The organism is Streptomyces saintjeani (genome assembly GCF_055409605.1).
In genome coordinates this window covers 5,781,996-5,796,423 of sequence record NZ_CP189624.1, presented here as the reverse complement: position 1 = coordinate 5,796,423, position 14,428 = coordinate 5,781,996, and the positions used below count along the sequence as shown (strand labels likewise).

15 protein-coding genes are annotated in these 14,428 nt (G+C 71.9%); 8 read left to right on the top strand and 7 right to left on the bottom strand.

All coding sequences use genetic code 11. The features are described from left to right. Positions 1 to 85 precede the first annotated feature (85 nt). The 4 genes from ACQCO7_RS26470 to ACQCO7_RS26455 all read left to right on the top strand — a co-directional run bounded on the left by ACQCO7_RS26470 (position 86) and on the right by ACQCO7_RS26455 (position 2,577). Complete coding sequence (locus ACQCO7_RS26470; RefSeq protein ID WP_464074138.1) at positions 86 to 955, top strand: hypothetical protein; 870 nt, start codon at positions 86 to 88, stop codon at positions 953 to 955. A gap of 11 nt (positions 956 to 966) precedes the next feature. Next, the gene (locus ACQCO7_RS26465) at positions 967 to 1,764 is read left to right on the top strand and encodes a thymidylate synthase (protein ID WP_464074137.1); all 798 of its coding nucleotides are present in this window, start codon (positions 967 to 969) and stop codon (positions 1,762 to 1,764) included. Beyond that, positions 1,761 to 2,255 carry a dihydrofolate reductase gene (locus tag ACQCO7_RS26460; RefSeq protein ID WP_464074136.1) on the top strand — a complete coding sequence of 165 codons (495 nt, stop codon included), beginning with the start codon at positions 1,761 to 1,763 and terminating at the stop codon, positions 2,253 to 2,255. Before ACQCO7_RS26465 ends, ACQCO7_RS26460 begins: the two co-directional genes overlap by 4 nt. Before the next feature lie 163 nt (positions 2,256 to 2,418). Further along, positions 2,419 to 2,577, top strand: a complete 159-nt coding sequence (locus tag ACQCO7_RS26455) for a hypothetical protein (protein ID WP_464074135.1) — start codon at positions 2,419 to 2,421, stop codon at positions 2,575 to 2,577. Positions 2,578 to 2,590: 13 nt separating this feature from the next. Here ACQCO7_RS26455 and pdxR read toward each other — a convergent pair whose 3' ends face one another. Continuing rightward, on the bottom strand, positions 2,591 to 4,090 hold the full coding sequence (gene pdxR, locus ACQCO7_RS26450) for a MocR-like pyridoxine biosynthesis transcription factor PdxR (protein ID WP_464074134.1): 1,500 nt from the start codon (positions 4,088 to 4,090) through the stop codon (positions 2,591 to 2,593). A gap of 83 nt (positions 4,091 to 4,173) precedes the next feature. On the opposite strand from pdxR, the gene ACQCO7_RS26445 reads away from it, so the two are divergent. Both ACQCO7_RS26445 and ACQCO7_RS26440 read left to right on the top strand, forming a co-directional pair. Continuing rightward, on the top strand, positions 4,174 to 4,665 hold the full coding sequence (locus tag ACQCO7_RS26445; RefSeq protein ID WP_464074133.1) for a carboxymuconolactone decarboxylase family protein: 492 nt from the start codon (positions 4,174 to 4,176) through the stop codon (positions 4,663 to 4,665). A 38-nt stretch (positions 4,666 to 4,703) separates the two neighbouring features. Further along, complete coding sequence (locus ACQCO7_RS26440; protein ID WP_464077293.1) at positions 4,704 to 5,429, top strand: isocitrate lyase/PEP mutase family protein; 726 nt, start codon at positions 4,704 to 4,706, stop codon at positions 5,427 to 5,429. A 154-nt stretch (positions 5,430 to 5,583) separates the two neighbouring features. Here the strand turns inward: ACQCO7_RS26440 and ACQCO7_RS26435 are convergent, their stop codons facing one another. Then, a complete protein-coding gene (locus ACQCO7_RS26435; protein WP_464074132.1) occupies positions 5,584 to 6,495 on the bottom strand; it encodes a LysR family transcriptional regulator in 912 nt (303 codons plus the stop codon). A 97-nt stretch (positions 6,496 to 6,592) separates the two neighbouring features. On the opposite strand from ACQCO7_RS26435, the gene ACQCO7_RS26430 reads away from it, so the two are divergent. Then, positions 6,593 to 8,038 carry an MFS transporter gene (locus ACQCO7_RS26430; RefSeq protein ID WP_464074131.1) on the top strand — a complete coding sequence of 482 codons (1,446 nt, stop codon included), beginning with the start codon at positions 6,593 to 6,595 and terminating at the stop codon, positions 8,036 to 8,038. Between the two features lie 25 nt (positions 8,039 to 8,063). On the opposite strand, the gene ACQCO7_RS26425 is transcribed toward ACQCO7_RS26430, so the two are convergent. The 5 genes from ACQCO7_RS26425 to ACQCO7_RS26405 form a co-directional block, all read right to left on the bottom strand. Further along, positions 8,064 to 9,203, bottom strand: coding sequence for a DUF5954 family protein (locus ACQCO7_RS26425; protein ID WP_464074130.1), 1,140 nt, complete (start codon positions 9,201 to 9,203; stop codon positions 8,064 to 8,066). Positions 9,204 to 9,381: 178 nt separating this feature from the next. After that, positions 9,382 to 10,371 carry a malate dehydrogenase gene (locus tag ACQCO7_RS26420; protein ID WP_464074129.1) on the bottom strand — a complete coding sequence of 330 codons (990 nt, stop codon included), beginning with the start codon at positions 10,369 to 10,371 and terminating at the stop codon, positions 9,382 to 9,384. A gap of 453 nt (positions 10,372 to 10,824) precedes the next feature. Beyond that, positions 10,825 to 11,829: a helix-turn-helix domain-containing protein gene (locus ACQCO7_RS26415; RefSeq protein ID WP_464074128.1), complete on the bottom strand. Its 1,005-nt coding sequence runs from the start codon at positions 11,827 to 11,829 to the stop codon at positions 10,825 to 10,827. A 103-nt stretch (positions 11,830 to 11,932) separates the two neighbouring features. Then, positions 11,933 to 12,538: a DUF3017 domain-containing protein gene (locus tag ACQCO7_RS26410; RefSeq protein WP_464077292.1), complete on the bottom strand. Its 606-nt coding sequence runs from the start codon at positions 12,536 to 12,538 to the stop codon at positions 11,933 to 11,935. Between the two features lie 70 nt (positions 12,539 to 12,608). Further along, the gene (locus tag ACQCO7_RS26405) at positions 12,609 to 13,466 is read right to left on the bottom strand and encodes a bifunctional methylenetetrahydrofolate dehydrogenase/methenyltetrahydrofolate cyclohydrolase (RefSeq protein WP_075733253.1); all 858 of its coding nucleotides are present in this window, start codon (positions 13,464 to 13,466) and stop codon (positions 12,609 to 12,611) included. A 227-nt stretch (positions 13,467 to 13,693) separates the two neighbouring features. Here ACQCO7_RS26405 and ACQCO7_RS26400 point away from each other — a divergent pair, with 227 nt between their 5' ends. Further along, positions 13,694 to 14,413, top strand: coding sequence for an RDD family protein (locus tag ACQCO7_RS26400; RefSeq protein ID WP_464074127.1), 720 nt, complete (start codon positions 13,694 to 13,696; stop codon positions 14,411 to 14,413). Positions 14,414 to 14,428: the final 15 nt, after the last annotated feature.

Sequence of the window (14,428 nt, the reverse complement as noted above, 5' to 3'; positions counted from 1 at the left end):
CGGTCAGCCTAGAGATCGGTGAGAGTTCCCGTTCGGGTACCCCCGCCGCCCGCCCCTCCCCTACAGTCCGTTTGTGATGTTTGGGATGGTGTGCGCACTCGCCGCTGCGGTCTGTTTCGGTACGGCCACGGTGTGGCAGGCGGTGGCGACCAGGGAAGCGGCGGCCGGGTCCGGCGACGGTTCCTCTCACGGTGACGCGGCGCTGCTGCTGCGTGCCGTACGGCAGTGGCGGTACGTCGCCGGGCTCGGGCTCGACGGGCTCGGGTTCGTCTTCCAGGTGCTGGCGCTGCGGTCCGTACCGATCTACGCGGTCGGCGCGGCGCTCGCGGCGAGCCTCGCGGTGACGGCGGTCGTGGCGGCGCGGATGCTGAAGACGCGGCTGAGCCGGACCGAGTGGGGCGCGGTCGCGGTGGTCTGCGCGGGGCTGGGGATGCTGGGCCTGGCGTCCGGCGAGGAGGGGTCCCGGCACGGGTCCGGCGTACTGAAGTGGGCGGTCCTCGGGGCCGCCGTCTGCATCCTGCTGCTGGGGACCGTCGGGGGGCGGCTGCCGGAGAAGGGGCGCGCGCTGACCCTCGGCCTCGGCGCCGGGTTCGGGTTCGGGGTGGTGGAGGTGGGGGTGCGGCTGATCGACTCCGTGGACCCCTTGTCGCTGCTGGCGAATCCGGCTTCGTACGCGCTGCTCATCGGCGGCGGGGCGGCCTTCCTGCTGCTCACCTCGGCGATCCAGCGGGGGTCGGTGACCGCCGCCACCGCCGGGATGGTGATCGGGGAGACGGTCGGGCCGGCCGCCGTCGGCGTGATCTGGCTGGGGGACCGGACGCGGGACGGGCTGGAGTGGCTGGCGGTGCTGGGGTTCGCGGTCGCCGTGGCGGGGGCGCTGGCGCTGGCGCGGTTCGGGGAGGCGCCGGAGGAGGCGCCAGTGGGGGAGACACCCGCGTCACGGGCGTCCCAGTAGACTCGGCCGACGTGGCGGACACCCAGTACGAAGACCTGTTGCGACACGTGCTCACCTCCGGTACGGCCAAGGCCGACCGGACCGGCACCGGTACCCGGAGTGTCTTCGGACACCAGCTGCGCTACGACCTCGCGCAGGGGTTCCCCCTGGTCACGACGAAGAAAGTGCACCTCAAGTCGATCGTGTACGAGCTGCTGTGGTTCCTGCGCGGCGACTCGAACGTCAAGTGGCTCCAGGACAACGGCGTCAGCATCTGGGACGAGTGGGCCGACTCCGATGGTGAACTCGGTCCCGTGTACGGCGTCCAGTGGCGCTCCTGGCCGACGCCGGACGGCGGTCACATCGACCAGCTCACCGAGGTCCTCGACACACTCCGCCGCGACCCCGACTCGCGCCGGATCATCGTCTCCGCGTGGAACGTCGCCCAGCTCTCCGAGATGGCCCTCGCGCCCTGCCACGCGTTCTTCCAGTTCTACGTCGCCGACGGCCGCCTCTCCTGCCAGCTCTACCAGCGCAGCGCCGACCTGTTCCTCGGCGTCCCCTTCAACATCGCGAGCTACGCGCTGCTGACGCACATGGTCGCGCAGCAGACGGGGCTTGAGCCGGGTGACTTCGTCTGGACCGGGGGCGACTGCCACATCTACGACAACCACGTCGAGCAGGTGACGGAACAGCTCTCCCGTACGCCGCTGGACTTCCCCCGGCTTCAGCTGCACCAGGCCGACGACCTCTTCTCGTACGCCTACGGCGACGTAGAGGTGGTCGACTACAAGCACCACCCCGCCATCAAGGCGCCGGTCGCGGTATGAGCGTCGGACTCATCTGGGCGCAGACCCTGGACGGCGTGATCGGCGCGGACTCCACGATTCCCTGGCGCCTGCCCGAGGACACGGCCCACTTCAAGGCGACGACGCTGGGGCACCCGGTGGTGATGGGCCGCCGTACGTGGGACTCCCTCCCGCCCCGGTTCCGGCCCCTCCCCGGGCGCCGCAACATCGTGCTGACCCGGGATGCCTCGTGGACGGCGGACGGCGCGGAGCGAGCGGCGTCGCTGTCCGGGGCTCTCGCCTCGGCGCCGGACGCGTGGGTGATCGGCGGGGGCGAGATCTACCGGGCGGCGATGGAGTTCGCGGCCCGGCTCTCGGTGACGGAGATCGACGTACAGGTGGCGGGCGACACGTACGCGCCCGCGCTGGACGGCGGTTGGCGGGTCGCCGAGGAGGGCGACTGGCTGACCTCGGTGTCGGGGCTGCGGTACCGGATCCTGGAGTACGTCCGCTCCGCGCAGGACCGGGACTGACCCACCCGGGGCCTGGCGTCACCGGGAACCCAGGAGGTCAGCTGTCCGTCAAGCCGATTCCCGAGGGCTGCACCACCGTGACGCCGAGGAACTCACCTGTCTCAAGGGCGAGGACGGCTCCGTCGTCCACGCGGAGGTCCGTATCGGCGACTCGGTGGTGATGATGTTCGACACCCGCCCGGAGTGGCCCCCGACCCCGGCTTTCCTCCGCCTGTACGTCGAGGACGCCGACGCGGTCCACCGCCGGGCCGTCGCGGCGGGCGGCACGTCGGTCGCGGACTTCTTCCCGGGCCGGGAACCCTCGGTTCCCTGGGCTCCCTGAGCCCGGCGCGGGCTCACGGCAGCACCCTGCACAGCGCCGCCAGCGCCGCCGGCCACGTGTGGTCCGACGGCGTTCCGTAGCCGACGACCAGGGCGTCGCGGGGCGTGTCGAGGGTCGCGTGGCGGAAGCGGGTCAGGCCGTAGAGGGCCAGGCCCTGCCACGCCGCCGCGTGGATGACCGAGTCCTCCGTGCCCGGCGGGAGGCTGAGGACCGCGTGGAGGCCGGCGGCTATGCCGGTGACGCGGACGTCGGGTGCGTGGGTGGTGACGGCGGTGACCAGGTCGTCGCGGCGGCGCCGGTAGCGGAGGCGGGAGGCGCGTACGTGGCGGTCGTACGCGCCGGATTCGATGAACTCGGCGAGGGTCAACTGCTCCAGGACACTGGTCGACTGGGCGCCGTTCAGGCGGGCCGCCTCGGCCGTGAGGGACGGCGGGAGGACCAGCCAGGCGATGCGCAGGCCGGGGGCGAGGGACTTGCTGGCGGTGCCGAGGTAGACGACGTGGTCGGGGGCGAGGTCCTGGAGCGCGCCGACCTGCTGCCGGTCGTAGCGGAACTCGCCGTCGTAGTCGTCCTCCAGGATCAGCCCGCCGCTGCGGCGTGCCCAGTCGACGATCTCCGCGCGGCGCTCGGGGCGCAGGGCGACGCCGAGGGGGAACTGGTGGGAGGGGGTGAGGAGGACGGCGCCCGCATCGACGGGCAGGTTCTCGACGCGGGTGCCGTGGGTGTCGAAGGGGAGGGGGGTCGTGGTGAGGCCGGTGCGTTCGAGGATCGCCCAGTGGGGCGGGAGGCCGTACGACTCGACGGCGAGGGTGCGGACGCCGCGCGCGTGCAGGAGTTCGCCGAGGAGGCGGAGGCTGTGGGAGAAGCCGGTGGAGATGAGGAGGTGCTCGGGGTCGGTGCGGACGCCGCGTACGCGGGCGAGGTAGCCGGCGAGCGCGGCGCGCAGTTCGGGCAGGCCGCGGGGGTCCCCGTACCCGAGGACGTCGTTCGGTGCGGCGGTGAAGGCCCGCCGGGCCGCCTTGAGCCACTCGGCGCGCGGGAACGCGGCGAGGTCGGGGCTGCCGGGCAGCAGGCTGTACCGCGGCCTCCCGGGAGCCCGCCGGTGCCCGCCGCCCCTGGCCGCCCGCTGTGGCACGGCCCGCTCGGCGACCCGGGTCCCGGACCCCTGCCGCGCGGTCAGCCACCCCTCGGCGACGAGGTCGGCGTACGCGTCGGCGACGGTGTTCCGGGCGATCCCCAGATCGACGGCGAGCGCCCGCGACGACGGCAGCCGCGTCCCCGGCCCGAGCCGGCCGCTCCGTACGGCCTCCCGCAGGGCGTCGGTGAGTCCGCGCCGGAGATGGGGGCCGGTGGGGACGAGGTGGAGGTCGATGCCGAGGCCGACGGGGGGTGGGGCGGGGGGCGCTTCGTGGGGCTCGTCGGGACCGGCGTTGTCGTACACGGGCACGGCCTCGGAGGTGGGGATACCGGCCAGGCCGGTCATGACGACGGGCTCGTCACCGTTCTCGTCCACTCTCGGCCCCTCCCGATTGGCCCACGTTTTCGGTCACGGAATGGACCATATCCGTGGGCTGCTTGGATCTTAGGGTCGGTCGCATGAGCGCAGCGGAGCGGGAGCGGGCGGCGCACTGTCCGCGGATGGTGCTGGCGGAGAGGGTGCCGGAGGTCTATCGCGCGTTGGTGAGACTGGACGCGGCGGCGCAGCAGGGCGTCGACGCGACGCTCAGGTACCTCGTCAAGGTGCGGGTCTCGCAGGTCAACGGGTGTGCGTTCTGCGTGGACATGCACAGCAAGGACGCGCTGGCGAACGGTGAGAGCGTCGAGCGGCTGATGCAGCTGACCGTGTGGGAGGAGTCCCGGCACTTCTACACCGAGCGCGAGGTCGCGGCGTTCGAGCTGGCCGAGGCGATGACGCGGCTGACGGAGGGCCCGGTGTCGGACGAGGTGTACGGCAACGCGGCGAAGCTGTTCGGGGAGACGGAGCTGGCGCGGCTCATCTCGGTGATCACGGTGATCAACGCGTGGAACAGGATCGGCGTGACGACGAGGATGGTCGCGGGGACGTACCGGCCGGAGGACGCCGGATGAGCGGGGCGGAGACCTTCGGCCCGGCCGGTGGACGCCGGATGAGCAAGGCGGAGATTTTCCGCGCGCTGCACTCGCGGCGCCGCCCGGACGACCCCCTCGTCCTGGCCGGCGCGTGGGACGCGGTGAGCGCGGGCGTGTTCGCGGACGCGGGGTTCCCGGCGCTGGCGACGCCGAGCGCCGGGGTGGCGGCGAGCCTCGGGTACGCGGACGGGAAGACCCCGGCCCCGGAGATGTTCGCCGCGGTGTCGCGGATCGCGCGCGCGGTGGACGTCCCGGTGTCGGCGGATGTCGAGGACGGGTACGGGCTGGCGCCGAGGGAGCTGGTGGCACGGCTCCTGGAGGCCGGTGTGGTGGGGTGCAACCTTGAGGACTCACGTGGGGAAGTCCTCAAGGACCCGCACGAGCACGCCGACTGGCTCGCGGAGGTGTGCGCGGTGGCGGACGGGAGTCTGTTCGTCAACGCGCGCATCGACACCTTCGTACGCGGTGTCGCCTCCCCGGAGGCGGTGATCGAGCGGGCCGCGCTGTACGTGGCGGCCGGCGCGGACTGCGTGTACCCGATCCTCGCGCCCCCGGTCGCGCTGCCGTTGCTGCGGGCGGGGATCAAGGGGCCGATCAACGTCTTCGGCGACCTTGAGGACGGCCCGACACCCGCGGACCTGGGCACGCTGGGGGCCACCCGGGTGACGTTCGGGCCGGGGATGCAGCGGTGTGCCACGGCGGCGCTGCGGGAGATCGCGGCGGGTCTCGCGCCACCGGCCTGACCTTGCCGGGCCGGCGGATCGGGTTCAGCCGCTCTCGTCTCCACCCCGATCCGGCGGGCCGGCTCTCCCGAGGGTGCCTTCCGGACGTACCTGAATCGTCCGGGGGGCACCCTCACCTGTTCGGGCGGTGCTCCACCATTCGGGCGGTGCGCCGCTATTCGGGCAGTGCGCCGCGCATCCACTCCCGCACCAGCCTCCGCAGCCACGCGTGCGCGGGATCGGCGTCGTAGCGCGGATGCCAGGCCATCCCGAGCTTCAACGGCGGGAGCGGCAGCGGTACTTCGAAGTGGACGAGCCCCAACGTCCGCGCCAGCGACAGCCCCCACCCCGTGTTGAGTCCGACGAGGTCGGTGTCGCGGAGGACGAAGAGCGACGCGGGCAGCGAGCCGACGCTCCCCACCACCCTGCGTTGCAGGCCGAGTTCGGCGAGCGCCGCGTCAACCGGCCCGTGCAGCTTGCCGCGTCGGGACACGGTCAGGTGGTCGGCCTCGACGGCGAACCGTTCGGGCGTCAACTCCCCGTCCAGCAACGGGTGTCCGGCCCGCACGACCCCGACCATCCGGTCCTCGACGAGGGGTTCGGTCCGCACCTCGGGCGATGTGCTGTCGACGACGCCCACTTCGAGGTCGGCGGTGCCCTCCCGGAGGAACGGCGCGTCGAGGTGGCTCTCGCTGAGGAACCGCAGCCGGATGCCGGGCGCCTCGGCGGCGGCACGCGCGAGAAGGGCGGGCCCGTGCGCCGCCGCTATGGCGTCGTGGCCGAGGATCGAGAAGGTCCGTACGACGGTACGGAGGTCGGTGTCGGCCGGGGTGAACAACGCGCGGGCCCGCTCGACGACCGTACTCACCTCGGCGCGGACGGCGAGCGCGCGCGGTGTGGGGACCATCCGCCGGCCGGCCCTGACCAGCACCGGATCGCCGAGTGCCGTGCGGATGCGGCCGAGGGTACGGCTCATCGCGGGTTCGGAGAGGTGCAGGCGCCGGGCGGCGCCCTGGACGCTGCGCTCCTCCAGCAGGACGTCCAGCGCGACGAGCAGGTTGAGGTCCACGGATTGCGTCACGCGCATTCATCCCTTGCGAAGGTTGCACTGGAAGGCAGGACAGGGTCGAGCCTACGGTGAAAGCACCCGGGAATCCCACACCGTCCAGCTCCCTGGAGGAGCCGTGTCCGCGCCCGCCCTGAAACGCTCGACCCTCCTCGCGCTGTGCGCCTGCGTGCTCGTCGCGCAGAGCATGGTCGCCGCGATCAACCTCCTCATCCCGCAGCTCGCGGCGTCGGATCTGCGGCCCTCGCACGCCGAGATCCTGTGGACCGTCGACGCGTACGTCATCGCGTTCGCCGGGTTGCTGATCCCGGCGGGGGCGCTGGGGGACCGGTACGGGCGCAAGGGCGCCCTTCTCGCCGGGCTCGCGCTGTTCGCGATCGGGGCCGGGGTCAGCGCGTCGGCCCCGACGCCCGCGCTGCTCATCGCCGGGCGGGGGATCTCCGGCGCCGGCGCCGCGCTCATCACGCCGGCGACGATGTCCCTCGTCGTCCACCTCGCGGGGCCCGCGCGCAGGGCGCAGGCGATGGCGTCGTGGACGCTGGCGATCGGGCTGGGCGGGATGGCGGGGAACCTCGGGGGCGGGCTGGTGGGGCAGTTCCTCACGTGGCGGGCGCTGTTCGGGGCGATGGTGCCGCTTGCCGGTTTGCTGGCGATCGCCGTTGCGGTGACGACCCCGCGCACGCCCCGCTCGCCGCGCAACTCCCTTGATCCGGTGGGGACGTTGCTGCTCACCGCCGGGTTGGTGGCGGTGCTGTTCGGGATCATCGAGAGCCCTGAGCACGGGTGGACGTCGGGGGTGATCCTGGCGGCGTTCGGGGTGGGTGCCGGGCTGATCGGGGGGTTCGCGGGGAGGTCGGTGAGGGCGGCACGCCGGGGCGAACTCATTGATCAGAAAACGAACTTGGCCGCGCACCCCTCGTACAGAGCCCCCCTCTTCGACCCCCGCCTCTTCCGTTCCCCCCAACTCCGCGCCACCGTCCTCGGGTTGGCCACCGGGTTCTTCGGCCTCTTCGCCCTCTTCTTCGTCAACTCGCAGTACCTGCAAGAGGTCAAGGGGTACGGGCCCGGTGTCACCGGCGTCGCGATCCTCCCCGTGATCGTCGGCATGGCACTGGTCCCGAAGTTCGCGGCACGCTGGTCCGCGCACCCGCGTCCGGTGGTCGGCACGGGCCTCGCACTGATCGGCCTCGGCCTGCTGGGGACGTCGACGGCGGACGCGGGAACGCCGTATCTCCTGTACGCCTGCTGGCTGTTGACGATCTCGGCGGGTACGGGGCTGGCGATGCCGGCGCTGACTCTGGGCGTCGCGACGTCCCTCCCGCCGCACCAGACCGGCCTCGGCTCCGGGCTCGGCACGTCCGCCCGGGAGATCGGCGCGGCGCTCGGCGTCGCCGTGTCCGGCACGCTGCTGGCCCACCACACCGACCTCGCGTCGGGGATGGGGTCGGCGCTGCGGGTCGTGGGGATCACCGTGCTGGTGTCGACGGCCTTGGTGGTGACGGAGTTCAGGGGGACGCGCCGGAAGGAGACGGGTGTGAAAGCGACGACAGCGGACGTCACTTGAGACCCTTCGCGCGTCCCCGGCGCACCTACTTGTCCAGGTCCCGCATCCCCCTCGCCTTCCGCCACGCCTTCTTGCGCGCGCGTTCCGCCTCCCACAAGGTGCGGTACTCCTCCATCTGCGCGCTGATCTCCGGGTCGGGCGGGGTGTCGTCCTCCTCGTCCTTCCACAGCCCCGCGTCCTTGAGGCGCTTGACCTGGACGTCGGAGGGTTCCTCGGGGTCGTAGTCGGAGGGGCGGGGCGGCTCGGGGCCGTCGGGGCCCATGCGGACGAGGCGTTCGACGCGGGTGACGCGATAGCGGACGCCGTCCACGACGAGGGCGTTGGCGCGGGTCTCGTCGAGCCGGTCGGCGTGGGCCGCCCACTCGGCCTTCGTCTCCTCGTCGAGGCCGAGTTCCCACGGGCCGTGCAGGCGGAGGTACGAGGCGAGGGCGTCGCGGGCGCCTTGCGCTGTCGCGTACGAGGAGGCGATGTTGAACGCGCCCCACTGGCCGTCGCGGCGCTCGGAGACCGTGAACACGGGGGGCATCAGGACGCCGCCGGGGTACTCGCGGCGGGCCTTGCGGGAGTCCTCGTACCCCTCCTCCGTCGTGTGGTCGCGGGCGTTCACGTAGTCGACGAGTTCCATCTTCAGGATGCCTTCGGAGAGGCCGGTCCAGGCGAAGACGTCGACGATGTGGCCCTTGTCCTTCGGGCCGGGGACGTCACCGCCGCCGACCTCGCCCGTGTCGCGGTCCGAAGGGCGGGGCGGTTCGGGGCCGTTGGGGCCCATCCGCAGGAATCGGCTGACCCGGACGATGCGGTAGCGGCGGCCCTGGACGGTCAGGTCGTTCACGACCTCGCGGTCCATGCGTTTCGCCGCCGCCATCCACTTGCGGCGGTTCTTCTCGTCGCCGGCGTCCTGCGCTTCCTTCGCGTGCATGCGGAAGTGACTGCCGAGGGAGTCGCGGGAGCCCTGGGGAGTGATGTTCCCGTACCCCAGCACCTCCCAACCCCCCTGCTCGCACTCCCCCATGTGGAAGAACTCCGGCAGCCCCAACCCCATCACCTGCGGGTACCGGTCCCGTGCCCGCCACGCTTCCTGGTCCGCGAACTGAGCGAGGGGGCTTTCCGGGACGGTCATCCGGAAGGTGAGGTAGGCCGGATGGTTGTCCTGGTAATCGGTCATGCACGTACCGTGCCCGGTTGAGGGGGTGGGCAGACATGCCAATTGCCCTGTCTTGAGGGTTCGGTTGCCCTACGGTGCCCGAACGACCAGTACAGCGGCCCCGGTTCGCCAAAAACACCGGCCCCCGGGCGACGGTACGGTCACCCAGGGGCCGGGAATCGGTCGTAACCGATCAGGCTCAGATCAGGCCGAGCGCGCGGACCGCCTCGCGCTCCTCCTCCAGCTCCTTCACGGACGCGTCGATGCGGGCGCGGGAGAACTCGTTGATCTCCAGACCCTGGACGATCTCGTACACGCCGTCCTTCGTGGTGACCGGGAAGGAGGAGATGAGGCCCTCGGGGACGCCGTACGAACCGTCCGACGGGATACCCATCGAGACCCAGTCGCCCTCGGCCGTGCCGTTGACCCACGTGTGGACGTGGTCGATCGCGGCGTTCGCGGCGGACGCGGCGGAGGACGCGCCACGGGCCTCGATGATCGCCGCGCCGCGCTTGGCGACGGTCGGGATGAAGTCGTCGGCGAGCCACTGCTCGTCGTTGACGACCTCGGCCGCGTTCTTGCCGGCGACCGTCGCGTGGAAGATGTCCGGGTACTGCGTCGCCGAGTGGTTGCCCCAGATGGTGAGGCGCTTGATGTCGGCGACCGTCGTGCCGGTCTTCTTCGCGAGCTGCGTCAGCGCGCGGTTGTGGTCCAGGCGCGTCATCGCCGTGAAGCGCTCGGCCGGTACGTCCGGGGCGGCGGCCTGCGCGATCAGCGCGTTCGTGTTCGCCGGGTTGCCGACGACCAGGACCTTGACGTCGTCCGCCGCGTGGTCGTTGATCGCCTTGCCCTGCGGCTTGAAGATGCCGCCGTTCGCGGAGAGGAGGTCACCGCGCTCCATGCCGGCCGTGCGGGGGCGGGCGCCGACGAGGAGGGCGACGTTCGTGCCGTCGAAGGCGACGTTCGGGTCGTCCGTGATGTCGATGCCCTGGAGCAGGGGGAACGCGCAGTCGTCCAGCTCCATGGCGGTGCCCTCGGCGGCCTTCAGCGCCGGGGTGATCTCCAGGAGGCGGAGCTTGACCGGCACGTCCGCGCCGAGCAGCTGGCCGGAGGCGATGCGGAAGAGCAGGGCGTAACCGATCTGGCCGGCCGCGCCGGTGACGGTGACGTTCACGGGAGTGCGGGTCATGGCGTTCTCCGTATGACAGCTGGCGGTGGGGCGTCCCTGCCCCGGATGATCGATCTCTTGGCATCAAGAGAATCCAGCGGTCAGGCTATCGCGCATCCGGGATGGGGGGTGCGCGGGGTTGTGTGGCTCAGCCCACAGATCTTGGTACGCGAGGGGTGGGTACACGCGATGGCGGTCGCCGGTCCGGGAGAGGAGTGACCGACGACCGCCAGGACGGGTGCGGCGGCCGGGCGAGCCGGGCTCCCGTGGGGTTGTAGTGCGCGTGCCCCGGAGTCGGGGGGACAAACACGGGGGGCCGGAATTTTCGGGCTCGGGTTTGTGAGGGGGCGGGTTCCGAGGGGGTGGGGCTGTGCTTGGCGGAGTGCGGGTTCGTTGTGGCTGGTCGCGCAGTTCCCCGCGCCCCTAAAAGACTGGGTGCCGTCCGGTGATCGGGGGCGGATTCGTTGTGGCTCGTCACGTACACCCTCTCCTCCCCGACGCCAGTTCCGTGCACGCCCTCGCCTCCCCCGGCGTACGCACCGCGATCATCGGCGTGTACGCGATCGTGTCGCCCGGCGCCGTGATCTCGCCCCGCTGCCGGGTCCCGCCCACCTCGACCTGTACGACGTCCCCCGGCCTCGCCTGCACGATCCGCCCCCACGCCGCCCCGCACGTCTTGCTGTACCGCACCTCGACCCGTGTCCCGGCGACCCTCGTGCTCGCCGTTGTCGTCACGAGGTCGTCGGCGCAGCCCGTCGTCTCCGCGTCCTTGCCGGTGCAGGTGGGGCCGTTGCAGGTGACGCCGGGCGGGAGGGTGGGGCGGGGACTCGGGGAGGGGGAGTTGGCGGCGGCGGTGGGGGTGTCGTCGGGGCCGCTGTCCGTCAGGAGGAAGGCGGCACCGGCGAGGGCGACGACGCCGAGCGCCCCTGCGGCGAAGGTGAGCCAGCGGGGGACGGACTTGACGCCGGTTTCGGAACGGACGGCCGTAGCGACGGAACTCCCGTCCTCCACCGCCTCCTTGGCGCTCCCATCCACCGAACTCCCGGCCCTCACCTCCCCATTCCCCCCGCTCTCCCCCGAACCCCCCACCCTCGACGGCCCCTTGTACCCCGCCAGCCCCCAGGAGTTCCCCTCCGTCGGGCCGCCCACCTCCCTCGTCGGCAACGCCGTTGGAGGCACCCGGAGTTGAGTGGTCGCACGGTCGTGGGAGCCGGGGTTCCAGGACTGTTCCGCGAGTTCCCACAACGTCGTGAGGTGGACCGGCGAGATCCCCGTGGCCTCGGCGAAGGCGTCGACCGCCCGGCGGGGGGCCAGGAGGCGGCCGTCCAGGAAGCGTTCCCACGATGTGCGGCTGTAGCCCGTGTGCTCGGCCAGCGCCGTCGTACTCAGCCCGCCGCGGTCGACCGCACGCCGCATGTGGACGACGAACTCGACCATCCGCGGGTCGAGTTCGTCCGGCAGAGGCTTCCAGCGAGCCATCGTGTCCCCCCAGTGACAGTCCGTCCCGTTCAGAGACGTTAGTCCGGTTCAGCGCCGGAATCGACAGGCACCGGGAGGGAATCGTCGACGAGTCGACAGGGCCTCAGGTCTTGACCGTGAAGTGCAGGGTGTCCTTGAGGAAGGGGATCTGGAGCAGCGGGTTCGGCTGAGCCATCAGCGCGAGCAGCACGATCGCCAGCCCCAGCACCCCGTACGTCACGATGTCGGTGAACCGCGACCGCACGGCCAGCATCCCCACGCCCGGCAGCAGCCACCGCAGGACGGCCCCGCCCAGCAACGCCACCCCGATGAGGATCGTCCCCACCCGGAACTGGTCCAGCGCGGTGATCAGCAGCCCGAGCGCCACCGTCCCGAACACCGCCAGCATCGGCCACTGCCGCGCCGGCACGGACGACGCCCCGGCGACCGCCCGCCCACTCCCCTCGGGCCGCGCCGTGTCCCGCGTGATCCGCGGAAACCGCCTGCTGCCACGCCGGTTGACTGCCTCTTCGGCCACGGGCTCCTCGCCTCGATCGTTCGTATGCTGCTGTCCAGTGTCGCGCGGCCGGGACGCCGCACTTGCAGAGAGGCCGGCGGTGGGGGGTTCGGTTGCGGAAGGCTCGGCCGCGGAAGGTTCGGTTGCGGAAGGCTCGGCCGCGGAAGGTTCGGTTGCGGAAGGTTCTGCCGCCGGAGGTTCGGTCGCGGGCACACCCGCTCCGACCGTCCCCGCCCTGGCCCTGGCCGCCTTCTCCCCGGCCACCCCCTTCTCGGCCTCCCCCTTATCGCCCGGCACCGCGCTCCGCCGCCTCGACCACGTTGACCAGCAGATGCGCGCGGGTCATGGGGCCCACTCCCCCGGGGTTGGGCGAGATCCACGCGGCGACCTCACGCACGTCGGGATGGACATCCCCGACGATCTTCCCGTCGGCCCCCCGCGACACCCCCACGTCCAGAACAGCCGCCCCCGGCTTCACGTCCTGCGCGCGGACCAGGTGGGGAGACCCCGCCGCCGCGATGACGATGTCCGCCCGCCGCAGGTGCGCCGCCAGATCCCTCGTACCCGTATGGCACTGCGTCACCGTCGCGTTCTCGCTGCGCCGGGTCAGCAGCAGCGGCATCGGGCGGCCGATCGTGACGCCGCGTCCGACGACGACCACCTCCGCGCCGTCGATCCGGACGCCGTGGCGGCGCAGGAGCGTGAGGATGCCGTTCGGCGTGCAGGGCAGGGGGGCGGGTTCGCCGAGGACGAGGCGGCCGAGGTTGGTGGGGTGGAGGCCGTCCGCGTCCTTGGCCGGGTCCATGAGGCCGAGGATGCGGTTCTCGTCGATGCCCGCGGGGAGCGGGAGCTGGACGATGTAGCCGGTGCAGGACGCGTCCTCGTTCAGCTCGTGGACGGCCTTCTCGATCTCCTCCTGCGTGGCCGTCGCGGGGAGTTCACGCTGGATGGAGGCGATGCCGACCTCCGCGCAGTCCCGGTGCTTGCCGGCGACGTACTTGCGGCTGCCGGGGTCGTCACCGACGAGGACGGTGCCGAGGCCGGGCGTGACGCCCCGGTCTCTCAGCGCCGCCACGCGCGTGGTCAGCTCCGACTTGATCTCGGCCGCGGTGGCCCGGCCATCGAGAATCTGGGCGGTCATGCGGCCATCCTCGCGGATGACGGGTCCCCGCTTCCAATCCGGTCACTCCTGTCGCCGATGTTGCACTTGCACAACACCCGGCGAATCGGGCTGGACAAGAACTCGTCCGACCATCAACGATGAAAACCGCACATCAGCGGTCAGGTCGGGGGAAGAACCGCTCATGAATCGACATTCCTCCGCCTTGCCCGCGCCGTCCCCGCGTAGTCCAACGGAGGAATCCAGCCATGAGTTTCGGCGCGCCGCCGCCCGGCAACCCCTACGGCCAGCAGCCCCAGCAGCCGCAGCCCGGCGGCTACGGCCAGCCGCAGCAGCCCGGATACGGCCAGCCCCCGCAGGGCTACGGCTACCCCCAGGACCAGCAGCAGTACGGGCAGCAGCCGCCGCAGGGGTACCCGAGCTACCCGCAGAGCCCCGGCGGTTACCCGCCGCCCGGCTACAACACCGGCGCCCCGCAGGTCGCGTCGATGGGCCGCCGCCTCGGTGCGCGCCTCATCGACGGCGCCATCATCTTCGTCGTGTACCTGGCCTTCGCGATCGCCGGTCTCGCGGGGAGCGTCAGCTCCGTCAACGACTGTGACGCGAACGCCTCCTCGGCCGTCTACGAGGCGTGCGTGAACGACGCCGCGAGCGACATCGTGGGCAAGTTCACCGCGATAGCCCTCCTGCTGACCGTCGTCAGCTTCGTGTACGAGTGGCTGATGGTCGGCCTCAAGGGCGCCACCCTCGGCAAGCTCGCCGTGGGGCTGCGGGTCGTGAACGTCGAGACCGGCCAGAAGCCCGGCATGGGGTCCTCGTTCATCCGCTGGGTCATCCCGCTGGTCGGCGGCTTCGCCTGCGGCATCGGGCAGCTCCTCGTCTACCTGTCCCCGTTCTGGGACAAGTCGGGCCGCCAGCAGGGCTGGCACGACAAGGCGTCCAAGACCATGGTCATCCACAACCGGTAACGCGGCCGGCGGGTT